At 65.7% G+C, this 23,201-nt stretch carries 19 protein-coding genes, 1 other RNA gene and 1 pseudogene; 14 read left to right on the top strand and 7 right to left on the bottom strand.

Annotated elements, in window-relative coordinates:
* Positions 1 to 27: 27 nt before the first annotated feature.
* Positions 28 to 360 (bottom strand): hypothetical protein, encoded by a 333-nt coding sequence (locus OVA12_RS05870; protein ID WP_268135364.1) that lies wholly within the window; start codon positions 358 to 360, stop codon positions 28 to 30.
* A gap of 87 nt (positions 361 to 447) precedes the next feature.
* Positions 448 to 984, bottom strand: a complete 537-nt coding sequence (locus tag OVA12_RS05875; protein ID WP_268135365.1) for a winged helix DNA-binding protein — start codon at positions 982 to 984, stop codon at positions 448 to 450.
* A 158-nt stretch (positions 985 to 1,142) separates the two neighbouring features.
* Between OVA12_RS05875 and OVA12_RS05880 the strand changes: the two genes are divergently transcribed.
* Positions 1,143 to 4,754, top strand: a complete 3,612-nt coding sequence (locus OVA12_RS05880; protein ID WP_268135366.1) for a hydantoinase B/oxoprolinase family protein — start codon at positions 1,143 to 1,145, stop codon at positions 4,752 to 4,754.
* A gap of 32 nt (positions 4,755 to 4,786) precedes the next feature.
* Here OVA12_RS05880 and OVA12_RS05885 read toward each other — a convergent pair whose 3' ends face one another.
* Complete coding sequence (locus tag OVA12_RS05885; protein ID WP_268135367.1) at positions 4,787 to 5,959, bottom strand: GNAT family N-acetyltransferase; 1,173 nt, start codon at positions 5,957 to 5,959, stop codon at positions 4,787 to 4,789.
* 161 nt (positions 5,960 to 6,120) lie between these two features.
* Here OVA12_RS05885 and OVA12_RS05890 point away from each other — a divergent pair, with 161 nt between their 5' ends.
* Genes OVA12_RS05890 through arsH form a run of 3 tightly spaced genes read left to right on the top strand, consistent with a single transcriptional unit; the run spans position 6,121 to position 7,603 of the window.
* Entirely contained in the window at positions 6,121 to 6,459 is a 339-nt protein-coding gene (locus tag OVA12_RS05890) for an ArsR/SmtB family transcription factor (protein ID WP_268135368.1), read from the top strand.
* Positions 6,456 to 6,872: an arsenate reductase (glutaredoxin) gene (arsC, locus tag OVA12_RS05895; RefSeq protein ID WP_268135369.1), complete on the top strand. Its 417-nt coding sequence runs from the start codon at positions 6,456 to 6,458 to the stop codon at positions 6,870 to 6,872. The genes OVA12_RS05890 and arsC overlap by 4 nt, the downstream gene beginning before the upstream one ends.
* Positions 6,869 to 7,603: an arsenical resistance protein ArsH gene (gene arsH / locus OVA12_RS05900; RefSeq protein ID WP_268135370.1), complete on the top strand. Its 735-nt coding sequence runs from the start codon at positions 6,869 to 6,871 to the stop codon at positions 7,601 to 7,603. Before arsC ends, arsH begins: the two co-directional genes overlap by 4 nt.
* Before the next feature lie 57 nt (positions 7,604 to 7,660).
* On the opposite strand, the gene OVA12_RS05905 is transcribed toward arsH, so the two are convergent.
* A complete protein-coding gene (locus OVA12_RS05905) occupies positions 7,661 to 9,886 on the bottom strand; it encodes a putative bifunctional diguanylate cyclase/phosphodiesterase (protein ID WP_268135371.1) in 2,226 nt (741 codons plus the stop codon).
* A 188-nt stretch (positions 9,887 to 10,074) separates the two neighbouring features.
* Between OVA12_RS05905 and OVA12_RS05910 the strand changes: the two genes are divergently transcribed.
* The 3 genes from OVA12_RS05910 (at position 10,075) to OVA12_RS05920 (ending at position 12,500) form a co-directional block, all read left to right on the top strand.
* Positions 10,075 to 10,767, top strand: coding sequence for a molecular chaperone DjiA (locus OVA12_RS05910; RefSeq protein WP_268135372.1), 693 nt, complete (start codon positions 10,075 to 10,077; stop codon positions 10,765 to 10,767).
* The gene (locus OVA12_RS05915) at positions 10,764 to 11,525 is read left to right on the top strand and encodes an N-acetylmuramoyl-L-alanine amidase (protein ID WP_268135373.1); all 762 of its coding nucleotides are present in this window, start codon (positions 10,764 to 10,766) and stop codon (positions 11,523 to 11,525) included. Before OVA12_RS05910 ends, OVA12_RS05915 begins: the two co-directional genes overlap by 4 nt.
* A gap of 288 nt (positions 11,526 to 11,813) precedes the next feature.
* On the top strand, positions 11,814 to 12,500 hold the full coding sequence (locus OVA12_RS05920; protein ID WP_442793816.1) for a lytic transglycosylase domain-containing protein: 687 nt from the start codon (positions 11,814 to 11,816) through the stop codon (positions 12,498 to 12,500).
* Between the two features lie 39 nt (positions 12,501 to 12,539).
* Here OVA12_RS05920 and OVA12_RS05925 read toward each other — a convergent pair whose 3' ends face one another.
* Positions 12,540 to 13,211: a pyridoxamine 5'-phosphate oxidase family protein gene (locus OVA12_RS05925; RefSeq protein WP_268135374.1), complete on the bottom strand. Its 672-nt coding sequence runs from the start codon at positions 13,209 to 13,211 to the stop codon at positions 12,540 to 12,542.
* 113 nt (positions 13,212 to 13,324) lie between these two features.
* On the opposite strand from OVA12_RS05925, the gene pdxR reads away from it, so the two are divergent.
* Positions 13,325 to 14,770 carry a MocR-like pyridoxine biosynthesis transcription factor PdxR gene (gene pdxR, locus OVA12_RS05930; protein ID WP_268135375.1) on the top strand — a complete coding sequence of 482 codons (1,446 nt, stop codon included), beginning with the start codon at positions 13,325 to 13,327 and terminating at the stop codon, positions 14,768 to 14,770.
* A gap of 14 nt (positions 14,771 to 14,784) precedes the next feature.
* On the opposite strand, the gene OVA12_RS05935 is transcribed toward pdxR, so the two are convergent.
* A complete protein-coding gene (locus OVA12_RS05935; RefSeq protein ID WP_268135376.1) occupies positions 14,785 to 15,450 on the bottom strand; it encodes a 3-oxoacid CoA-transferase subunit B in 666 nt (221 codons plus the stop codon).
* 3 nt (positions 15,451 to 15,453) lie between these two features.
* Positions 15,454 to 16,107 (bottom strand): CoA transferase subunit A, encoded by a 654-nt coding sequence (locus OVA12_RS05940; protein WP_106753090.1) that lies wholly within the window; start codon positions 16,105 to 16,107, stop codon positions 15,454 to 15,456.
* A 209-nt stretch (positions 16,108 to 16,316) separates the two neighbouring features.
* Between OVA12_RS05940 and OVA12_RS05945 the strand changes: the two genes are divergently transcribed.
* The 6 genes and pseudogenes from OVA12_RS05945 (at position 16,317) to rsmH (ending at position 23,200) form a co-directional block, all read left to right on the top strand.
* Positions 16,317 to 17,840, top strand: a complete 1,524-nt coding sequence (locus OVA12_RS05945; RefSeq protein ID WP_268135378.1) for an AMP-binding protein — start codon at positions 16,317 to 16,319, stop codon at positions 17,838 to 17,840.
* 509 nt (positions 17,841 to 18,349) lie between these two features.
* A pseudogene (locus OVA12_RS23970) lies at positions 18,350 to 20,494 on the top strand (DUF2339 domain-containing protein); the annotation flags it as partial.
* A 67-nt stretch (positions 20,495 to 20,561) separates the two neighbouring features.
* Complete coding sequence (locus tag OVA12_RS05960) at positions 20,562 to 20,918, top strand: DUF2339 domain-containing protein (RefSeq protein ID WP_268137026.1); 357 nt, start codon at positions 20,562 to 20,564, stop codon at positions 20,916 to 20,918.
* Between the two features lie 32 nt (positions 20,919 to 20,950).
* An RNA gene (gene rnpB, locus OVA12_RS05965) (RNase P RNA component class A) lies at positions 20,951 to 21,375 on the top strand.
* 341 nt (positions 21,376 to 21,716) lie between these two features.
* The gene (locus OVA12_RS05970; protein ID WP_268135381.1) at positions 21,717 to 22,163 is read left to right on the top strand and encodes a division/cell wall cluster transcriptional repressor MraZ; all 447 of its coding nucleotides are present in this window, start codon (positions 21,717 to 21,719) and stop codon (positions 22,161 to 22,163) included.
* A complete protein-coding gene (gene rsmH, locus OVA12_RS05975; protein WP_268135382.1) occupies positions 22,160 to 23,200 on the top strand; it encodes a 16S rRNA (cytosine(1402)-N(4))-methyltransferase RsmH in 1,041 nt (346 codons plus the stop codon). The genes OVA12_RS05970 and rsmH overlap by 4 nt, the downstream gene beginning before the upstream one ends.
* Position 23,201 lies beyond the last annotated feature (1 nt).

Genomic DNA, 23,201 nt, shown 5'->3' on the forward strand with positions numbered 1-23,201 from the left:
CTCGTAAAAAATAACGATATTAATACATTACTTCCAGACGACGTCCTTGTTGCGGACCGTGATTACGGTGATGTCGCAATAGTTGATGTCGGCGTCGATGTAGGTGCCATCGGTGAAGTCGATGCGGGTGCGAACGGTGCATTCGCCTTCGTCGCTGCCGAAGTCCATGTCGAAGGTTTCGCCCGGTGCCACGTTTTCCGGAAGCCAGTTCTGGCTCCAGTTGCCGTCTTCCTGGGTGCGGAATGACGTAACCTGGGACTCGGACTTGTTCTCCAGGTTGAACACCCAGCTGCCGGCAGAGGCGAGGCTGGCACTTGCCATCAGAAGGGCCACAGCGGTCCCAACGGTGACGAACTTCATTCTATTCTCCCGAATGCGAATATTCGCTTCGTCCGCGTCATGCGGACGCCGCCATATATAGGGAAAAACCGGTATTGAAACTAGGATTTACATGGCTGCTGCCGCACGCGCAGCCTGTTCATAGTTACCCGATATCGTCCGCAGTGCCGCCGCCAGACGGGAAAGTTCCGCTTCGTCCAGTCCGATGGATTTCACAGGTTGCACGAGCAGGGCTTCGCGCAATCTGCGATACTCCAGGCAGGCCCGTTCACCCTCCCTTGTGATGGAAACCGTCTTTTCCTTGCCACGTTTGCCCGAGACGATCAGGCCGCCCTGTTCCAGCTTCTTCAGGGCATATGTCACCGTGTGTGTATCTTCGATGTTCAGCACCAGGCACACATCGGCCAGCGTCTTCTCGCGGCCGCGGTGATTGACCTGATGCAGCACCTGCACTTCCAGCGGGCTCATCGCCGGAACACCGGCCGCCGCCATGCAGCGCACCATCCAGCGCTGGTAGGCATTCACCATCATGGTGACGGCAAATTCGATCTCGGACAGGGCGGGCATGGCACCAGAGGCGAGATGCGAAGCCGATACGATCGGGCCGATCGGCGGCAGGTCGGGCTTGTCATCGTGCTCTGTCATCGCGGTCTGGTCCGTGTCGCTGTCTGATTTGCGCATTATCGCATCTTATCGATATTTTATCGACAAATTCTTTTTGTCGCGCTACGCTCCGCTCACAATCCCGGCTGCGGGCGACGGAAGCCGCGCCGGGAAGCCGGTTTTGCATTTGGGAGGATGGCATGAGCGGGCAGATCGCAAGTCAAGCTGACGGTCAGTGGGATTTCTGGATCGACCGCGGCGGCACCTTCACCGACATCGTCGGCCGGGCGCCGGACGGCAGCATCCACGCTCACAAGGTCCTGTCGGAGAACCCGGAGGCTTATCGCGATGCCGCCGTTCAGGGTATCCGCGAGCTGATGGGCCTGGCCGCCGGCGCGCCGATCCCCTCTCACCGCATCGCCACGGTGAAGATGGGCACCACCGTCGCCACCAACGCGCTGCTGGAGCGCAAGGGCGAGCGCACGGCGCTGGTCATCACGCGCGGCTTCCGCGATGCGCTGGCCATCGGCTATCAGGCCCGGCCAGAGATCTTCGCCAAGGAGATCATCAAGCCGGAGCTGCTCTACGAGCGGGTCTACGAGATTGCCGAGCGCCTGCGCGCCGACGGCACGCTGGAACTGCCGCTGGACGAGGCCGGCGCCCGCGCCGCGCTGGAGGCCGCCTATGCGGACGGCATACGGTCGGTCGCCATCGTCTTCATGCATGCCTATGCCTATCCGGATCACGAGCGGCGCGTTGCCGCCATGGCGCGGGCCATCGGCTTCCCGCAGGTCTCCGTCAGCCATGAGGTCTCGCCGCTGATGAAGCTGGTGGGGCGCGGCGACACGACCGTGGTCGATGCCTATCTGTCGCCGATCCTGCGCCGCTATGTGGCGCAGGTGCAGGAGGAACTGGGCGCGGGGCCGCGCCTCATGTTCATGCAGTCCTCCGGCGGCCTGACGGCGGCGGACCTGTTCCAGGGCAAGGACGCCATCCTGTCGGGCCCGGCCGGCGGCGTGGTCGGCGCGGTCGAGACGTCGAAGCTCGCCGGCTTCGAGAAGGTGATCGGCTTCGACATGGGCGGCACCTCCACTGATGTCTGCCATTTCGACGGCACCTATGAGCGGGCCTTCGAGACGGAAGTGGCCGGCGTGCGCATGCGCGCGCCGATGATGATGATCCACACGGTGGCGGCCGGTGGCGGCTCGATCCTGCATTACCGGGACAGCCGCTTCCAGGTCGGACCGGATTCGGCCGGCGCCAATCCCGGCCCGAAATGCTACCGCCGCGGCGGGCCGCTGGCGGTCACCGATGCCAATGTCATGACCGGCAAGCTGCTGCCCGACTTCTTCCCGAAGATCTTTGGCCCCGGCCGCGACCAGCCGCTCGACACCCAGGCGGTGCAGGTGGCCTTTGCCGAGCTGGCCGAGCGCATTGGCGACGGCCGCACGGCGGTCGAGGTGGCGGACGGGTTCCTGCGCATCGCCGTCGAGAACATGGCCAACGCCATCAAGAAGATCTCGGTCCAGCGCGGCTATGACGTGACCGAATATGCCCTGACCTGCTTCGGCGGCGCGGGCGGTCAGTCGGGCTGCATGGTGGCCGACACACTGGGCATGACCACGGTCATCGTGCATCCCTTCTCCGGCATCCTGTCGGCCTATGGCATGGGCCTTGCCGACATCCGCGCCAACCGCCAGCAGGCGGTGGTCAAGCGGCTCGATGCCGCCCTTCTGCCCGAACTCGCCCGGCTGACCCAGCGGCTCGCCTCGGAGACGGAAGCCGAGCTGACGGGGCAGGGCGTTGCGGCGGCCGACCGCCAGACGCTGGCGCGCGCGCATCTGCGCTACGAGGGCACGGACACGCCGATGCCGGTGCTGCTGTCGTCGGTCGAGGAGATGCTCGCCGCCTTCGAAGAGGCGCACCGCAAGCAGTTCGGATTTGCCTACGAGAACAAGCCCGTGGTGGTCGAGGCGGTCGAGGTCGAGAGCTTCGGCGGCGGCGCCGGCATTGCCGAACCCGACTGCACGCTGGCAAGCGGCACGGCCACGCCTGCCCGCATGACCCGCTTCTATTCCGCCGGCGCCTGGCATGATGCCGCCGTCTATGCCCGCGCCAGCCTTGCCCCCGGCATGAGCGTCGACGGGGCGGCGCTGATCATCGAGCCGCACCAGACCATCGTCGTCGAGCCGGGCTGGCGCGCGACCATCAACGCCAAGGACCACGTGATCCTGACCCGCGTCGTGCCGCTCGACCGGGCGGCGGCCATCGGCACCCATGCCGACCCGGTCATGCTCGAGGTCTTCAACAACCTCTTCATGTCCATTGCCGAGCAGATGGGCGTGACGCTGCAGAACACCGCCTATTCGGTCAACATCAAGGAGCGGCTGGACTTCTCCTGCGCCGTGTTCGACCGCACCGGCGCGCTGGTGGCCAATGCGCCGCACATGCCGGTGCACCTCGGCTCCATGGACCGCTCGGTCGAGACGGTGATCAAGCTGAACGCGGGCAACATCCGCCCCGGCGACGTCTTTGCCCTCAACGCGCCCTACAACGGCGGTACCCACCTGCCGGACATCACCGTGGTCTCGCCCGTCTTCGATGACGAGGGCCAGGAGATCCTGTTCTGGGCCGCCAGCCGCGGGCACCATGCCGACGTGGGCGGCTCGGCGCCGGGCTCCATGACGCCGCGCGCGACCACAGTCGACGAGGAGGGCGTGCTGATCGACAACTTCAAGCTTGTCGACCAGGGCCGCTTCCGCGAGGCGGAGCTGGTGGAGCTGCTGACTTCGCATCCCTATCCGGTGCGCAACGTGCACCAGAATGTCGCGGACCTGAAGGCACAGATCGCCGCCAACGAGCGCGGCATCCAGGAGCTGCGCAAGATGGTCGACCACTTCGGCCTCGACGTGGTCACGGCCTACATGGGCCATGTGCAGGACAATGCGGAGGAAAGCGTCCGACGGGTGATCTCGGCTCTGAAGGACAGTTCCTGCGAGTATCCGACCGACCAGGGCTCGGTGATCCGGGTGAAGATCACCGTCGACCGGGACAAGCGCGAGGCGACGGTCGACTTCACCGGCACCACGGGCGTCAAGCCGAACAACTTCAACGCGCCCGAACCCGTGACCCGTGCGGCGGTGCTCTACTGCTTCCGCGTCATGGTCGATGGCCACATCCCGATGAATGCCGGCTGCCTGAAGCCGATCCACATCATCATTCCGGATGGCTCGATGCTCAAGCCGGCCTATCCGGCGGCGGTCGTGGCCGGCAACGTCGAAACCTCGCAGCATGTCACCAACGCGCTCTTCGCCGCGCTGGGCGCCATGGCCAATGCGCAAGGGTCTATGAACAACCTGACCTTCGGCAACGCGACCTACCAGTATTACGAGACCATCTGCTCCGGATCGCCGGCCGGTCCCGGCTTCAACGGCACCGACGGCGTGCACACGCACATGACCAACTCGCGTCTGACCGATCCGGAGGTGCTGGAGTTCCGCTTCCCCGTCCTCCTGGAGGACTTCCACATCCGTCCGGGTTCCGGCGGGCAGGGCAAGTGGTCGGCCGGCGGCGGCACCCGGCGCACGCTGCGCTTCCTCGAGAAGATGGACTGCGCCATCCTCGGCTCCCACCGCACCCTGCCGCCGAAGGGCATGATGGGCGGCGGTGACGGCACGATCGGGCGCACGGAAGTGCGGCGGCTGGATGGACGCATCGAGGTGCTGTCCAGCTGCGACCAGACGGTGCTGGAGGCCGGCGAGGCGGTGACCGTCATCACGCCGACGGCTGGTGGCTGGGGCGCGGCGGACTGATCCGCCGCCAGCTCGACATCAGGTCAGGCGGGTTACAGCGCGATCAGGTAGCCCGCCTGATCCATCTGCAAAGCGGCTGTCATCGCCGTGGTGCGGGTTGCGATCAGCGCACCCTTGCCGCGCGAGGGCGCGCCATCCTTGCCGGCGATGCGGCTTCGCAGGTTGGCTGCGATCACGTAGCCCTGGCCCAGCAGCGAGCGCGGAAGCTCCAGATGCGCTGCCGGAACCCTCAAGGCGCCGAATTTCTCCTTGTAGGCCTGATCGCCCGCCCCGAAATTCAGATAGGCGAAGCCTTTTTCCCGGGCCCAGTCCTGGATCTTCAGGATCAGAACCATGCCCGGCGAGAACCGCTTCCATTCCGGCCCTGAGATCCCGATCAGGCTGCCATTGACGTTGTTGCCACCACCGAGCAGAGCGGCGCCGCTGACAATGTCGCCCGCGTCATTGCTGATCACCACCACGTGCAAGCGGTTATGCGGGTCGTCCTGCAGGATGAGATGGCGATACAGCGTCTCGGCCTGTGCGGTGTTGGGGCTCGGCATGCCGCGCTGCTGGAAGCTCTCCTCGCGCAGGCGCAACAACTCGCCGATGACACGCAGCCGGGAGGCGGTGTCGAGGACTTCGCGGAAGCGGTATCCCTTCTCGGTCAGCTTGCGATACTTGACGTCGCATTCCTTGTAGGCCGAGCGGCTCGGGCGCCGGTCCGGATCGGTACTGGCCAGCGGCATGGTGAGCTGGCATGTCTGGTCCGTCTTGCTTGCGGTCAGGGCGAACAGGGGGTTGTCCTCACCGTTCGCAAACTGGGGAATGTTGCGCAGCCGGACAAGGTCACAGCCGCGGATACTGTTGATCAGGCAGAGCAAAGCCGCCTCCCGCCGTGCCGCGGTCTGCTGGCGAAAGTGGTCGGTGAGGATCGGGGCGCTGATGTCGCAATAGTCGCGCCCGGCAATCTCTGCCCGCCGCACGCCAAGGCGGCGGGAGTGGACGATCGGAAGGGCGAGCAGTGGAGCGCCTCCACCAGCCGGCTCCACTGTGTGGATCGTCAGGCTGTCGCCGGTCTCCCGACAGCAGGCCGCGAAAAACGCAGACAAGAACCAGCTCGACTGGAAGGGCGAAAAGCCGTCCGTGTGTCCGATGCGCTGAAACAGCTCCTGGATTTCATTAGTCGTTGAAATCGCAAGGCAGCGCGCCTCGAACTGGCTCATGTTCACACCCCACTCGGAACATCAGGATTAATAACAGGTTAATAATCCCATCTGTAACTGTCAATCAGCGGTTGTTTTTCCTCATTTTAACGTAAACGAACGTTTCGCTTCTTTTCTGATGGAATGCTTGCATTCTACAAATATCCTTGTAGGGTGACTGCATGTTGTCCGCGCGCGCCATTGATGCCTTTGCAGCTCTCGCCCATGCAGATCGGCTTGCCGCCTTTCGGCTGCTGATCGTTGCTGGTCCCGAGGGGCTGGCATCCGGCGAGATCGCCGAGCGGCTGGCTGTGCCTCCAACCCGGATGTCCTTTCATCTGGCGACGCTGGAGCGGGCAGGGCTGGTCATCGCGCGCCGGCAGGGGCGCAACATCCTCTATGCCGCCTCGGTTCCGCAGATTGCCGAACTTGTCGAGTTTCTCACCCGTGATTGCTGCGGCGGGCGGCCGGACCTGTGCCGGACGCAAGGCGCGGATATGAGCCAGGAGTGCAAATCGTGAGCATTACAATCTATCACAACCCGTCCTGCGGCACGTCGCGCAACACGCTGGAAATGATCAGGGTTTCCGGCGAGGAGCCGGTCGTGATCGAATACCTCAAGACGCCACCCGCGCGTGAGGTTCTGGCTGATCTGATCGCCCGCGCCGGTCTCACCGTCCGCGCCGCCATTCGGGAAAAGGGCACGCCCTACGCAGAGCTGGGTCTCGACAATCCTGCGCTGAGCGATGACGAGCTGCTGGATGCGATGATGGCGCATCCCATCCTGATCAACCGTCCCTTGGTGGTGACGCCAAAGGGCGTGCGCCTGTGCCGTCCGTCCGAAGTTGTGCTCGAGATCCTGCCCAATCCGGCCATCGGCACCTTCGTGAAAGAAGACGGCGAAGTCGTCGAGGCTCCGAAGGCCGGCGTATGAGCTCGTCTGACGGCGAAAACGAAGCGCGCTTGCCCGCGCTGGCGCAAGAGCATTTCCGTGAGATTGACCGGGACCGCCTGTTTCCGGCCACTCTGTCCACGCATCCTCCGCGCATTCTTCTGCTCTATGGCTCGCTGCGGGACCGCTCCTACAGCCGCCTGCTGACCCGGGAGGCTGCACGGCTGCTGGAGGCGCTGGGGGCCGAAACGCGGATCTTCGATCCGGCCGGCCTGCCCCTGCCGGATGCTGCGCCTGACGACCATCCCAAGGTGGCCGAACTGCGCCAGCTGTCCACCTGGTCCGAGGGGCAGGTCTGGTGTTCGCCGGAGCGTCACGGTGCCATGGCCGGCATCATGAAAGCCCAGATCGACTGGCTGCCTCTGTCACTGGGCGCCATCCGTCCCACGCAGGGCAAGACGCTGGCCCTGATGCAGGTCAGCGGTGGCTCGCAATCCTTCAACGCGGTCAACCAGATGCGGATCCTCGGGCGCTGGATGCGGATGGTCACCATCCCGAACCAGTCCTCGGTGCCCAAGGCCTTCCTCGAGTTCGAGCCGGACGGGCGGATGAAGCCATCCTCCCTCTACGACCGGGTCGTCGACGTGATGGAAGAGCTGGTGAAATTCACCCTGCTTGTGCGCGACCGCAGTGACTACCTCACCGACCGGTATTCCGAGCGCAAGGAAAGCGCGGCCGAACTCAGCCGCCGCGTCAACCAGAAGTCAATCTAGGCAGTCTTGCTTTAGGACCGCCGGGGCCTTCGCCGCCCCGGCTGTCAGCCCCTGATATCAGGCCCGGGCCTGCACCCGGGCTGGATCGTTGTCTGCGACGGGCTTGCCGTCGAGCTCCAGCGGCATTTCGAGCGCCCATTCCAGCACGTCATCCGCGTGCAGCTCGCCATCCTCCAGCTCGTCCTCGTCCGTCTCGACCGCACCGTGCTGGGTACGGACCTGCGAGTGGGGGACCTGCGCATCGGTCATGCTCTCCATGTCACCGCGCACTGCGCCGGGACGGCCGAACAGGAAGCCTTGCACCAGATCGCAGCCGGCCGCGCGCAGCAGCGTGACCTGATCCTGGTTCTCTACCCCCTCGGCCGTAATTTCCACGCTCAGCGAACGTCCAAGGCCAATGATCGAGGTGACGATCGCATCCGTGCCGATATCGCGTCCCAGATTGCGGATGAAGCTGCGGTCGATCTTGATCTTGTCGAAGGGGAACCGGCTCAGGTAGCTGAGCGACGAATAGCCGGTGCCGAAATCGTCCATCGCGATGGTAACGCCAAGCGCATGGATTGCCTCCAGCGTTTCGACGACCGCTTCGGTTTCGGCGATCAGCAGGCTTTCGGTGATCTCGATTTCCAGCCGGCGCGGGTCGATGCCGGATTCGGCGATCGCCTTGGCCACCTTCTTCTGCGTTTCGCCGGCCCGGAACTGTGCGGCGGAGAAATTCACCGCCACGCGCAGGCTCTTGTCTTCCCAGGCCGCGGCTTCCTTGCAGGCGCGGCGCAGCACCCAGTCGCCAATGTCCTCGATAAGGCCGGTGTCCTCGGCAACGGAAATGAACACATCCGGCGAGATCGTGCCCTTGGTCGGATGCTCCCAGCGGATCAGCGCCTCATAGGCCTTCAGGCGGTTGTCATGCAGGGAGAACTGCGGCTGGTAGACCAGCTCGAACTGGTCGAACTTCAGGGCCTTGACGAGACCGGCCTCGATTTCCTTGCGGCGCTGGGCTTCCGCGTCCATCTCCGGATTGTACCAGACGAAGGTCGAGCGTCCGGAATGCTTCGCCCGGTACAGCGCCAGGTCAGCGCAATGCAGGAGGCGCGAGGCCCGCCAGCTGCCATCATTGGCGCGCGCCAGACCCATCGACAGCGAAATCTGGATCTCGATGCCGTCAATGACGCAAGGCGCCTTGGTGGCTGCGATCATGTCGCTTGCCATCTTGGTCATCCGCGCCACGTCAGAGTGGTTGGTGACCATCACCGCAAACTCGTCTCCCGACAGACGGGCCACGAGATGCTGGCCGAAGACCGAGCGCAACCGGTCCGCAATGACCTGCAGGAACACATCGCCGGTACCATGGCCATAGGTGTCGTTGATCAGCTTGAACTTGTCGACGTCGATGAGCACCACGGCAATGTTGCTGGCCTTGGCATGGGCGAGGCGCAGCGCCTCGTTCAGCTTGGCGCTGAAGACGGCGCGGTTCGGCAGACCCGTCAGCGGATCATGGTGGGCCAGGAATTCGATGTTCTGGTTGGTGCGCACCACATCGCGGAAGCGGACCCAGAGAATGAACACGGCCGAGCAGAACGACAGGGCGCACAGCGATGCCATGATCGCGCTGACAAGCAGCACAAGCCTGTTGGCCGAGGCGATCACCGGCGCAATATCCAGCATCAAGAGGCCGCTGCCATAGAGATGACCGGCACGGCGCAAGGGTGTTGCAATGATCGCCAGCGGCTCGACCCCGCCCCACCAGGTGCGGAACACGGTCACCTGCGGGCTCTGCGCCGTGTGCAGACCGACCAACGTCTGGACCAGCTGGTCAGGTGTGACAGGGGCCGCGCGGAATGCCTCCGGCAGACCGGCAGCCATCGCTTCTGCGGTCTCGTCCTGCCACGTCGTCATGTCCGGCAAGGTGACCTTGGCATTGGCAATCAGGCTGTCCGAGCCAAGATCGGCGGTTGCGGCATTGGCAATCCGGTCGAGGTAGCTCACTCCGTCGTCAAGGAGGGGAGCTGCAACCTGTTCGTCGACGGTGTGGCTGTAGGTGTCGCTCAACGTGATGAGCCTGAGGCCGTGACTTGCGCCCTCGGTTCCAGTCGCTTCGCTCGCCGTGTCGTTCAGGTCGGACGATGCACGGCTCCAGCTCGTCAGGGCATTGTCCAGATTGTGGACAACAAGCCAGCGCGCCAGCAGCCGGTTGCTGGCGAAGACCCCGGCCGCAAGCAAAGCGGTCAGGACCAGCAGGGCTAGCACCGTTGCGAGGTTTCGCTGGCGGGAGAGCTGGGTCATTGTCTGGAAAAAGCCTTTTTCTCAGGTCTGAGTGCCGGCACATTAGTGCACAGAGGTTTCAGTGAGGTTTATGGGGCCGGCAGATGACCTCCGCGAGGGGTTGCGGTCCTGACGCAAGTCCCTGTACTTCATGAGTGTTTGGAACTGTTGGCTGCGGCATGGCTGCTGCCATGGCGTGGAGCGGGCAGGTGAGCATCTGGAGCAGCATCGGCGCCATCGTCTCCGCCATCGGGGCGGGCGGGGCGCAGATCATCGACCGCCTCGTGCAGCTCGTGCTGGCCCGGCCGGAAGGGACCAGCTCCGTCGGCTTCACCGTTGCAATGATTGCCCTGTCGGCAAAGATGGCCAAGGCCGATGGTGTCGTGACAACCGACGAAGTGCTGGCGTTCCGCGATCTGTTCGAGATCCCGCCCGGCGAAGAGGCCAATGTCGCGCGCCTGTTCAACCTCGCCAAGCAGGACATTGCCGGTTTCGAGACTTACGCCAAGAAGCTGGCTGACCTCTTCCCCTATGACCGCAAGACCCTCCTCGACATCCTGGATGGGCTGTTCTACATCGCCAAGGCAGATGGCGCCGTGCATGAGGATGAGCTGAGCTTTCTGGAACGGGTCAGCCAGATCTTCGGCCTCGATGCCCGGGAATTTTCCAGACTGCTGGCGCGCCATGTGCGGGCGCGTGGCAATCCCTATGCGGTTCTTGGCATCGCACCTGACGCCAGTGCTGAGGACATCAAGGCGCATTACCGCCGTGAAGTGCGCGAAACGCACCCTGATGTGATGATCGCGCGGGGCGTCCCGGAAGAATTTGTTCGTATTGCCAATGACAGGCTGGCCGCCCTCAATGCGGCCTATGCCCAGATCAGTGCGGAGCGCGGCCTTTGAGTGTCAGGACGGATTGCGGCATCCCCGCCAAGGTTCACCCGTCGGCGAACCACAACGAGCGGCGTGGCGATGGTGTCGTCGACATGCTGGTGTTGCATTACACCGGCATGCAGGACAGCGAGAGCGCCCTGCGGCGGTTGTGCGATCCGCGTGCCGAGGTCTCGGCGCATTATTTTGTCGAGGAGGATGGCAGCATCCTGCAGTGCGTGCCGGAATCGCGGCGCGCCTGGCATGCGGGCAAATCCTTCTGGAAAGGCGAGACCGATCTCAATTCGCGCTCCATCGGCATCGAGATCGTCAACCCGGGACACAACTGGGGCTATCGGCCCTTTCCTGAAGCGCAGATCGCAGCCGTGATCGCGCTGTGCGCTGACATTTGCGCCCGTCACCGCATCGCGCCCTGGCGGGTTCTGGCCCACTCCGACATCGCCCCCGAGCGCAAGGAAGATCCGGGCGAGCTGTTCCCATGGGACCGGCTCGCTGGCGAAGGGATCGGCCATTTCGTGCCGCCTGTGCCGGTCACAGGTGGGCGCTTCTTCCAGCAAGGGGAAAGCGGACAGCCGGTCGAGGCCCTGCAGTCGATGCTGGCGATCTACGGCTATAATGTTCCGGTCAACGGCGTCTTTGACGAACAGACTGCTGCGGTCATCACCGCGTTCCAGCGTCACTTCCGGCCCGAGCGCGTCGATGGCATTGCCGACGCCTCGACGATTGCGACCCTGCACGGTCTTCTCACCAGTCTTCCGGATCTCGCCTGAGCGCGGCGGAGGTCAGCTGCACACCTGCAACTGCGATACCATCAAGGATGGAAAGGCGACGTGCCGCACGGTTCGCAGCCTTGCCACAAGTGGTCGCAGTATTGCCCGATTTTCGTCAAGATCTGCAGGTTTTGCCGAGAAATGATCTCCTGTCTCGCCACAATAGAGTTAATGTCTGTAACATTTCGTGATTGATTCGGGCCCATTCTGGCCCCAGGTCGCCGTCATTTCTCTGCGCCTCGATTTCAACGTCGAGCGCCAAAGAACAACAAGACGGAGTTTGACTGGATGTCTCAGTCGCGCACAACCTTGCGCCGGGCCGCTTTTGCCCTCCTCGCCCTACTGATTTCTATCGCCACGACTGCCACGCCGGTTCTCGCCAGCGGCGGCCGCGCGCTGCTGCCCAAACCGGGCGCCGAGGCCAGCAAGAGCAAGGTCAAGCCGCAGATGCGCGAAGTCCTCGTCGAGGACGACTCCGGCCTCCTGCGTCCTGCGCTGCGTCCGGTGGACGAAGCCGTTCCGGCTGCACTTCTCCTGCCGCGCAAGGGCAAGGGAAGCTCCGCCTCTGGCAGCGAAACCGGCAGCCCGTCGCGCTCGTCGCGCGTCCGCTTCGAGGACCTGATCGAGGATGCCGCCGCAAAGCACGGCGTGCCGCTCGCGCTCGCCCATGCCGTCATTCGCGTGGAGAGCAACTACAACCCGGGCGCCCGTGGCAGCGCTGGCGAAGTCGGTCTGATGCAGATCAAGCCGGCCACCGCGCGCGGTCTTGGCTATCGCGGTTCGGTCCGTGCCCTCTATGACCCGGCAACTAACCTCGAATGGGGCATGCGCTACCTCGCTGCCGCGCACAAGCTCGCTTCGGGCGACACCTGCGGCACCATCCTGCGCTACAACGCTGGCCACTTTGCCAAGCGCATGAACCCGACCAGCAAGCGCTACTGCGGCAAGGTCAAGGTCATCCTCGCCTCGGCCTGATCGACGGGAAGGGGACGGTCACCGGTCCGCCCCGTGTCCTCACAGGAACTTGCGCCGGCTTGCTGTCAGCGATGCCGGCACGCGAACCTCCGGGCGGGTGGTGCTGTCGGCAAGGGGCACGCCAACGGCGGTCATGACCGGGACCACGCCGGCCCAGATCGGCAGGTCGAGATCGTCCTTGTCGTCAACCGGCGGGCCAGCCCGGCGCTTGGCTGCGGCATGTTCCACCTCGATGGCGACAATGCCTGTGGCCCTCAGTTCCTTTTCGGTCATCTTGCGGCTTTCGGCCCAGCGGCCGGGCAGCAGATGATCGGTGATGACCGCGAGCGCGGTTTCGGCTTCGCGCAACTCCGTCACCGGCCGGGCACGGCCGTGCACCACCACCGAACGGTAGTTGACCGAGTTGTGGAACGCCGAACGGGCGACGACGAGGCCGTCGATGATGGTCACCGTCATCGTCACCGGCGCGCCCTCCGGCAGCGCCTTGACGATCCGCGCGGCGCTTGCCCCATGGATGTAGATGGTCTCGCCATCGCGGCCATAGGCCATCGGGATCACCATGGGCCGGTCCTCGCTGATGAAGCCGACATGGCCGACCATGCCGGCATCCAGCACCGCATGGACGGCATCCCGGTCGTAGTCGGCGCGCAGGCCGTTGCGGATCCTGGCGTGGCGGGGCAGGGACTTCGGGTCGAAAACAGCGTCGTTCATGGCAGGTGTCTGTCCGGTTGGGCGTCAGCGATGCGGCCTTTTCGCGTGTGATCAGGATGTGCTATCGACTGGAGCCTTGCCAGAGCCACTCCTGCGCAAAATGAGAGGTCCAGTTGCTCGACGCCCTGATCACCCTCGACCGCACATCGCCGCGCAGCCTGCCGCAGCAGATTTATGCTGCCCTGCGCGTCGCCGTGCTCGATGGCACGCTGAAGGCGGGTCTGCGCCTGCCGTCCTCGCGGCAGCTGTCTGATGCGCTCGATGTGTCGCGCAACACCGTCAATCTCGCCTATGAGCTGCTCGCGGCCGAAGGCGTCATCGAGGTCCGCCCCGGCGCCGCGCCCCGGATCAGCGGTCCCGTGCGGCCTGAGGGTTCGGACACAGTTGCCACGCCCGCGGCCCGTCCTGTCGCCCTCTCGGCGCGCGGCGTGCGCCTGACCACCGATCCGCGTGGCCCGGACTGGATCACCCGCCGCGGCGCGCTGCAGGCGGGCTTGCCGGATCCGGCCCTGTTTCCGACCGAACTCTGGGGCCGGGCCCTGCGCCGGGCCGCAAGGTCGCTCCGCACCGGCATCCTCTACGACGAGGCTGCCGGTCTTCCCGTGCTGCGCGAAGCGCTTGCCGATTATCTCTCCGCCGAGCGCGGCGTCCGGGCGTCGCCGTCACAGATCGTGATCGTCTCCTCGATGCAGGCAGCCCTTTCCGCCCTTGCCCAGGCCTTCGCCGATCCGGACGATGCCGCGCTGATCGAGAACCCGGGCTACATCGGTGCCCGTACGGCGTTTCTCGGCGCCGGTCTTACCGTGCATCCCTTGCCGGTGGACGAGCGCGGCGCCGACATCTCGCGCCTTGCGCCCGGCACGCCCGCGCCGCGCCTCATCTATGTCACCCCGTCGCAGCATTACCCGCTCGGCGGCCGCATGACCCTCGACCGGCGCCTGGCCCTGATCGAGGCGGCGCGGCAGGCGGGGGCGCTGATCCTGGAAGATGACTACGACAGCGAATTCCTGTTCGAGGGCCGCCCCATCGCCGCCTTGCAGGGGCTGGCTGACCAGGGCGAGGTGATCTATCTCGGCACCTTCTCCAAGAGCCTTCTGCCCGGTCTGCGGATCGCCTATTGCGTCGTCCCGGAAGCGATGGCGCGGCCGCTGACGCTGCTGCTGCGCAACACCGGCCGCCAGGCCAATGCGCATGTCCAGGCGGCGCTGGCCGATTTCTTGAGCGAAGGGCATCACCGTGCCCATCTCAAGCGCGTGCGCGAGGTCTATGCCGGGCGCGGCCATCTGCTCCATGCGGCGCTGACGGCGCGGCTGGGCAACCGCATCCGCGTCGCCCCGCCCACCGGCAACATCCAGCTTGCCCTGCGCTTCAACGAGCCGGTGAACGATCAGTGGCTGGCCGGCGCGCTTCACAAGCGTGGCTTTGCGCCGTCTGCGCTCAGCTCCAGCTATCTCGGGCCGGAGCGCGAAAGCGGGCTGATCCTCGGCTACGCCAGCGCCACGCAGGCGGACATCGACCGCTGCGTCGCCGCCATCGATGACCTCCTGCGCAGTCTCTGACGACCCGATCCTGATCAGGCCAGCCGCATTTCCGGCACGGTCCCGGCCGATCCGCCGGGGATGATCAGCGGCGCGCCGGTTGCCGCCAGGATCGTGTCGACATCGACGCCCGGTGCCCGTTCGCGCAGTTCGAGGCCCGCGTCGGTCGGTGCGATGACAGCAAGGTCGGTGACGACCAGATCCACCCGGCGCATCGCGGTCAGCGGCAGGTTGCATTCGGTCACCAGCTTCGGCTCGCCCTTGGCGCTGTGGATCATCGCCACCACGACGCGCCGCGCCCCGGCGACGAGATCCATCGCCCCGCCCATGCCCGGCACCATCTTGCCCGGCACCATCCAGTTGGCGAGATAGCCGCGCGCATCCACCTGCAGGCCGCCCAGCACGGTCATGTCGAGATGCCCGCCGCGGATCAGGCCGAAGCTCATGGCGCTGTCGATGGAGGCGGCCCCCGGAACGGCGGTCACAAAGCTGCCGCCGGCATCCGTCAGGTCCGGATCCTCCATACCTTCCTCCGGCCGTGAGCCGAGGCCGATGACGCCGTTTTCCGCCTGGAAGAACACATGCACGTCCTTCGGCAGGAAATTGGCAACAAGGCTGGGCAGGCCGATGCCGAGATTGACCAGCGTGTTCGGCTTGACCTCCAGCGCCACGCGCCGGGCGATGAGTTCCTTGGCGTCCATGGCTCAGACCTCCCGTGCCAGAATGTGATCAACCAGAATGCCCGGGGTCTTCACCGCATCCGGCGGAATGACGCCAACGGGCACGATCACCTGCGGTTCGGCGATCACCAGCGTGGCGGCCAGCGCCATGATCGGGTTGAAGTTATGGGCGGTCAGCGAATAGTCGAGATTGCCGACGTAATCGGCCTGACGCGAGGCTATCAGCGCCACATCGGCATGGATCGGGCGCTCCAGCAGGAAGGGGCGGCCATCCACCTCGATGACCTCCTTGCCCTCGGCCACCAGCGTGCCGATGCCGGTCGGCGTCAGCACGCCGCCGAGCCCGGTGCCGCCGGCCCGGATCCGCTCCACCAGCGTGCCCTGCGGCACCAGCTCCACCTCCAGCGTCCCGGCGATCATCTGTGCCTGGGTCTCCGGGTTGAGGCCGATATGCGAGGCGATCACCTTGCGCGCCGCGCCGGCACTGATCAGCTTGCCGATGCCCTTGCCCGGCATGGCAGTGTCATTGGCGATGATGGTGAGATCCCGCGCGCCGCGCGCCACCAGTGCGTCGATGAGGCGATGCGGCGAGCCGACGGCCATGAAACCGCCGATCAGCACGCTTGCGCCATCGGGAACCATTGCGGCCGCTTCCTCGGCCTTGATCGCATGTTTCATGGGTTGCGCCAGCTCCCTGCTGCCCGCTGCCCCTTCGGCAGCCAGTGGACGCTACCGCTTTGCAAACCGCTGAACCAATGAAGTTTTTGCGACGCAGCATCTCCGTTTGCCCCCCTGGTCTCATCCTTCGAGTGACTTGCCAGCGGCGGCAATCCCGGCTTGTCTTGGTCAAAACGATCAGGGCGCCAAGAGCGCCGGGGGGAGGAGACATGAACGTTGCCGAATGGCTGGCCCGTGCGGGCCGGGTGATGCCGGAGCGGCCAGCGCTCTATCAGGGAACCCGCCTTGTCGCCGACTACGCCACCTTTGCCGCAAGGGTGCGCCGCCGCGCCTCTCACCTGCGGTCCGTTGAAGGGCTCAAGCCCGGCGCGCGCGTGGCGATCTTTACTGAGAACTGTCCGGCCTACCTCGAGCTTCTCTACGCCGGCTGGCACGCGGGCCTTGCCATGGTGCCGGTCAATTACAAGCTGCATGTCCGCGAGGCGGCCTTCATTGCCCGCGACAGCGGTGCCGACCTGATGCTTGTCGCAGATCCGGGCGATAGGGACCTTGCCGCCGCGCTCCTGGAGGCCGGATCCGCCACCCGGCTTGCCGGCCTTGATCTCGGTCTGACCGCCGATGACGACCATGCCGGGCCTGCGCCACGCGGGCGCGATGATCTCGCCTGGCTGTTCTACACCTCCGGCACCACCGGCAAGCCGAAGGGGGTGATGATCACCCACGGCAACCTGATGGCCATGACGCTCAGCTACTTCTGCGATGTCGATGAGGTCCGGCCCGAGGACGCCGCCCTTTATGCCGCGCCGATGTCCCATGGCGCCGGCATCTACAACTTCATGCATGTCATTCGCGGTGCCGGCCATGCCGTGCCGGACAGCGGCGGCTTCGAGCCTGCGGAGATCCTGGCGCTGGGCCGGGCCTTCGGCAGTCTGCACCTTTTCGCCGCCCCCACCATGGTGCGCCGGCTCGTGGAGCGCGCCAAGGCCGACGGCGTCACCGGCGAGGGCCTTCGTACCATCGTCTATGGCGGCGGGCCCATGTATGTCGCCGACATCGAGGAAGCCGTCGCGGTCATGGGGCCGCGCTTCGTCCAGATCTACGGCCAGGGCGAGTGCCCGATGACCATCACAGCCTTGCCGCGCCATCTGGTGGCCGACCGCAGCCATCCTTCCTGGCGCGAAAGGCTTGGCTCTGTCGGCACGCCGCATTCCTGCGTCGAGGTGCGCATCGCCGGTCCTGACGGGACACCGCTCGGACCGGGTGAAGATGGCGAGATCCTAGTGCGCGGCACGCCCGTCATGGCCGGCTACTGGAACAATCCGGAGGCAACGGCCAAAACCCTCGCCGGCGGCTGGCTGCACACCGGCGACGTCGGCCGCCTGTCCCCCGACGGCTTCCTGACCCTCACCGACCGCTCCAAGGACGTGATCATCTCCGGCGGCAGCAACATCTATCCGCGCGAGGTCGAGGAGGTGCTGCTCACCCATCCGGCTGTGCGGGAAGTCTCGGTCATCGGCGCTCCCGACCCGGACTGGGGCGAGGTGGTGGTGGCTTTCGTGGTGGCTGATCCAGGCGTCGCTGTTTCCGATCTCGACGCCCACTGCCTTGCCGCGCTTGCCCGTTTCAAGCGGCCAAAGGCCTGGCACTTCGTCGCCGAATTGCCCAAGAACGCCTATGGCAAGGTCCTCAAGACAGACCTCCGCCAGCGTCATGCGGCAACCGGGCCAGACTGACAACCCGCCCCCCCGCCGTCATTCAGGCCCCATACCCCCTGCCGTCATGCCATGACTTGATCATGGCATCCATGCCGCTCCCTCTCGGTCCGCACGGACCAGCAGCAGGGCACCCGACCCGCAGTCCATACGGATGCCAGTGCCGGGACGCCAGGTCGCGGCATGGATGCCATGGTCGAGCCATGCCATGACGAATAAAAGTGTCCCTCTCGTCGTCCATGGCATCGCGCTGCTGCATCCTGTAGGACTCTGGACGTGAGAGTGCCTCGCACCGCAGACACGCCAAAGGGGACGACATGGACGAGCTGGCGATGCTGACGATTGTCGGCCTGATCCTGGGCTTCATTGCCTTTGTCCTTCCCGTAGTGCTCTATCTGCGTGTCACCGAACTGAAGCACCGCGTTGCGCGCCTTGAACTGGCGCTGTCCCGAGGTGTAGCGCCTGCGGTTCCGGCGCAAACGGCTCCCACGGACACCGCACCTGCCGAGGCTGATCCCGTACCGGCAGACATGCCCTCCGGTGCAGGCGTTACCGCCAATCCGGATGAAGACCGCCAGCCCGGCGAAGCGGCATCCGTGTCCGGTCCCTTTGCCCATCTGGCTCGCCGCGACGAGGCCCCGCAGGCAAAGCCGGTGGAACCATCGACCAAACCCGCCATCGACCGGGAACGCGAGATTGGTGGCAAGTGGACTGTCTGGGCCGGGGGCATCGCTCTGGCCATCGGCGGCGTGTTCCTCGTCAAATATGCGATCGACAACAATCTCTTCGGTCCTGAGGTGCGGATCCTTCTCGGGGCAATCCTCGGGCTTGGCCTGATGGCAGCGGGCGAGTTCACCCGGCGCTGGCCGAGTGTCTTCTCCGTTCCAGGCTTTGAGACCGCCAACATTCCTGCGACGCTGACGGCCGCCGGCAGCCTGACGCTGTTTGCCGATCTTTATGCCGCCCACGCGCTCTACGGCTTGCTTGGTCCGGCATCGGCCTTTGTCGCGCTCGGGGCCGTTGCGGTGCTCACCATGCTCGCGGCGCTGCTGCACGGGCCGGCACTGGCCGGGCTGGGCGTCGCCGCCAGCTACGCCGTGCCGCTGCTGGTCACCTCGCGCGAACCGGCGCTTGTGCCGGCCATGACCTATGTCCTGTTCGTCTCCGCAGCGGCCATCGGCATCGGCCGTGCGCGGTTCTGGCTCTGGCTCGCCGGCCTCGCCGTTGCAGGTCTGACCGCCTATGGCGTCCTGTTCGGCTTTGCGGCCGGGCAGGGGGACCGGCTGGCGCTGGTGCTCTATCTGCTGTCCGCAACGCTCCTTGTCCTCGCCGGTTTCGTCTATCGCCTGCACCGCAATGCTCCGGCCGTCCCGGTTTCCGTGGACTGGGTTGCCACTGCTGCGCTCTCCACCGTCCTGCTGCCGCTCGTCCTCACCCTGCAGTTCCCGTCAAGCCTGGGGTTCAGTCTGGTCGAGGTTGGCCTGTTGCTTGTCCCGTTTGTACTCGCCTGTCAGGCACCGGCGCTGCGCTATGCCGTCATTGCGCCGCTCCTGGTGCTGCTGCTGCTCGCCTTCGGCTTTGGCGATGGCCTGAGGCTGGATGACCTCACCCGCCTGACGCTGACGGGCGATGCGGCGGCGGTGATCACACCAGTGCCGGCGGAGGCGGCCGCGCGGGTCGCCACATTCCGCCTGCTGATCGGCATCGAGGGGCTGCTGCTGTTTGCGTTGGCCTTTTACGCCTCGCTCCGGTCGGCCGCGCGTGGCCCAGTCACCGGCGCGGCGCTCGCCGGCGTCGTCGGCCTCGTCGGCATTGCCTGGATCCGTCTTGAAGACTGGCAAGTCTCGGTGCGCTTCGGCCTGCTCGCCCTGTCCCTTGCCTTGCTCTGCCTTGCCATGGCCGAGCATTTCACCGCGCGGTTTGGCCGCCGCCAGTCGTCTCAAGCCGCGCCCTTCGTTCCGGGCGGCGAAGCGGCCCTGGCCAGCTGGGTCATTTCCGGCCTCACCCTCGCCGTGCTTGCCGCCTGTTTCAGCCTTGGCTCGGCCGCGCTCACGGTCGCGCTGGGCCTCTTGCCCCTGATTGTTGCTGCAACCGGACTGCGGCACCGGCTTGTGGCGCTGCGCTGGCTGGTGCCGCTCAGCGTCCTTCCCTATGCCGCCCGGCTGATGTGGGATCCTTTCATCGTCGGGCATGAGTTGGGCACGACGGCGCTGCTCAATGCCCTGCTGCCGGGCTATGGTCTGCCAGCCCTCGGTTTGGCCGGCGCGGCGGCGATCCTCAGTCGCCAGATGAAGGACTTGCCCGCGCTGGGTACCCAGGCCCTGGCGATCGTCTTCGGCGTCCTCGCCCTTGCCATGCTCGCCCTGCATGCGGTTGATCCGGCGTTCCGCTTCACCGGTGAGGGCATGGGCCTGCAGGCCGGCGCCGTGCTGGTCCTCATCGGCGGGGCAGTGGCCCTGGGGCTCACCCGGCTGGGGCGTGGCAACCTGTCACCCGTGCTGTCGGTCGGTGCCATGGCGGTCAGCCTCGCCGGCATGGCCCTCGGCGCGGTGACGCTCTGCGGCCTCGCCAATCCCTGGCTCACGGGCGAACCGGTCGGAACGGGTGTGGTGCTGAACTGGGTCACCTACGCCTACGGATTGCCGGCGCTGCTCTACATGGGCCTTGCGCGCGCCGCAGCGCCCGTGCGGCCCCGGCTCTATGTCCGGGTGACGGCGCTCTTTGCGGCGCTGATGGGGGTTCCTGTTCGTCAACCTCACCATCCGCAATGCCTTCAGCCCGGTCATCCTCGATGCCGCCCCTGTCGGCGAGCTGGAGACCTACGTCTATTCCATCGTCTGGCTGCTGATCGGCGTTGCATTGCTCGGGCTCGGGTTCCTGCGGGCGTCACTGCTCCTGCGCCAGATTTCCGGCGTGGTCATTGCCGCCGTGGTGCTGAAAGTGTTCCTGATCGACATGGCCTCGCTCGAAGGTGTCATGCGGGCGCTGTCCTTTGTCGGTCTTGGCCTGACGCTGATGGGGATCGGCGTTGTCTATCAGCGCCTTGTCCTGCGGCAGCCAAAGCCTTTCGCACCGGCGCCCGGCCGCGGTCGTCCTTGACCCGGCTCCGTTTCGTCCGTAAGGGGGGCAGGTCAGTCGGCCGGACGGCTGCTGCCGCGAGACCCGAAAGGGTGCGGGAGAGGAAAGTCCGGGCTCCATGGAGACACGGTGCCGGGTAACACCCGGCGGGGGCGACCCCAGGGAAAGTGCCACAGAAAGCAAACCGCCTTCGTCCCCCGCGTCCCCGGATGCGGATCAGGCCTGAGGTAAGGGTGAAAGGGTGGGGTAAGAGCCCACCGCGCGACCGGTAACGGAAGCGGCAAGGTAAACCCCACCGGGAGCAAAACCGAATAGGGATGGCGCAGGTTCCCGCAAGGGCGCCGGGTTGGTTTCCAGGCCGGCCATCCGGGTAGGTTGCGCGAGGCGTCTGGCAACAGGCGTCCCAGATGAATAGCCGTCACGTGGGCCGGTTCGCCGGCCTGCCTTACAAAACCCGGCTTACAGGCCGACTGACACTTTTTCCCTTTTTGCCCCCACGCTCATGTCCTGCCCCGTTTCAAGGGGCGGGGGCATTTGCGCCTGCCCAAATCTTCGCCTGGTAACCCCCGGTTAACCCTGAAGATGTTTCTGGGGACAGGCCGCATTGCCAGCGCGCGTTGTGTCGCGGTGGCGGGTGATTCCATTGACGCCCATGCCATCCCATGGTATCCCATAATGACCCGGAAATGATGGATGGGCTGCGGCTTTCCGCGCCACGTGAATGTCCCCGGCATGGGACGGCACGCAGTGTCTTTTGAGTTCATCCAGTGATTTCCGAGGGTTCGGGGCTCACGCCAGAAGGCGTGTTGAAAGGGAATTATGGCCGGCTTCGTCTCGCATTTTGTCAACCGGCTGGATTCGAAGGGGCGCGTGTCCATTCCCGCGCCGTTTCGGGCTGTGTTGGCGCGGGATGGTTTCGAGGGGCTGTACTGCATCGCCTCTCCCCACGCTCCGGCAGTTGATGCGGGTGGCAATGCGCTGGTGGGCGAGATCGAGACCCGCCTTGCCGGCTTTGCCAAGCTGTCTGCCGACCATGATGCGCTGGCCTTTGCCCTGTTCGGCGCCAGCGAGACGCCGAAGGTCGACGCGGAGGGCCGCATGATGTTGAGCGACATGATCCGCGAACAGACCGGCATCACGGACGAAGTCGCCTTCGTTGGTCTTGGCTACAAGTTCCAGCTCTGGCAGCCGCAGGCGTTCCGCGCCCATCGCGCCGAGGCGCAGAAGTGTGCGCTGGCCATGCTGACGGCAGGAGGTCCGGCATGACGGATGATCTGCCAGTCGTGATGGACGAAGCCTCCGGCGCCCCCGTGCGCCATGTTCCCGTTCTTCTGGATGCTGTGCTAGCCGCCATGGCGGCGCAGCCCGGCGAGCTGATCGTTGATGGCACTTTTGGTGCCGGCGGCTATTCGCGGGCGCTGCTGGCGGCCGGGGCGCAAGTCATCGGCATCGACCGCGATCCGGATGCGATCGCCGGTGGTCGGGCGCTGGTCGCCTCCGCCAAGGGCGCGCTGCGCCTTGTTCCGGGCCGCTTTGCCGATCTTGCCACCCATCTCGAGGCTCTTGGCGTCGAGGCGGTCGATGGCGTCGTGCTGGATCTCGGTGTCTCCTCGATGCAGCTGGACGAAGCCGATCGCGGCTTCTCCTTCATGCGCGACGGGCCGCTGGACATGCGCATGGAACAGGCAGGTCCCTCCGCCGCCGATGTGGTCAACACGCTGCCCGCGCGCGATCTGACCCGCATCATCGGCCTCCTTGGCGAGGAAAAGCGCGCCGGTCAGGTCTCCCGCGCCATCGAGGCCCGGCGCAAGCTGGAGCCTTTTACCCGCACGTCTGATCTGGCGGCGCTGATCGAGAAGGTCGTCGGCCGTTCGCCGAAGAAGATGCACATCCACCCGGCCACGCGCACCTTCCAGGCGCTGCGGATCTATGTGAACAGCGAGCTGCATCAGGCTGCCGAGGTGCTTGCGGCGGCTGAGGCGGCCCTGCGTCCTGGTGGCCGGCTGGTTGTCGTCAGCTTCCACAGCCTCGAGGACCGCATCGTCAAGAAATTCTTCGCCGACCGCTGCCGCGTCACGGCAGGCGGTTCGCGCCACATGCCGGAGCAGGACGTGCCGCCGGCGACATTCGATCTGCTGGTCAAGGGTGGTCAGGAGCCGGACGAGGCCGAGACGGCCGTCAACCCGCGCGCGCGCTCGGCGCGCCTGCGCGCTGGCCGCCGCACCACGGCTCCGGCCCGCAGCCTCGACATTCACGCGATCGGCGTGCCGCATCTGGCGGCGTTCCAGGGACTTGGAGGATAGG

Origin of the sequence: Pannonibacter sp. SL95, assembly GCF_026672425.1 — a bacterium.
Lineage (GTDB): Bacteria > Pseudomonadota > Alphaproteobacteria > Rhizobiales > Stappiaceae > Pannonibacter.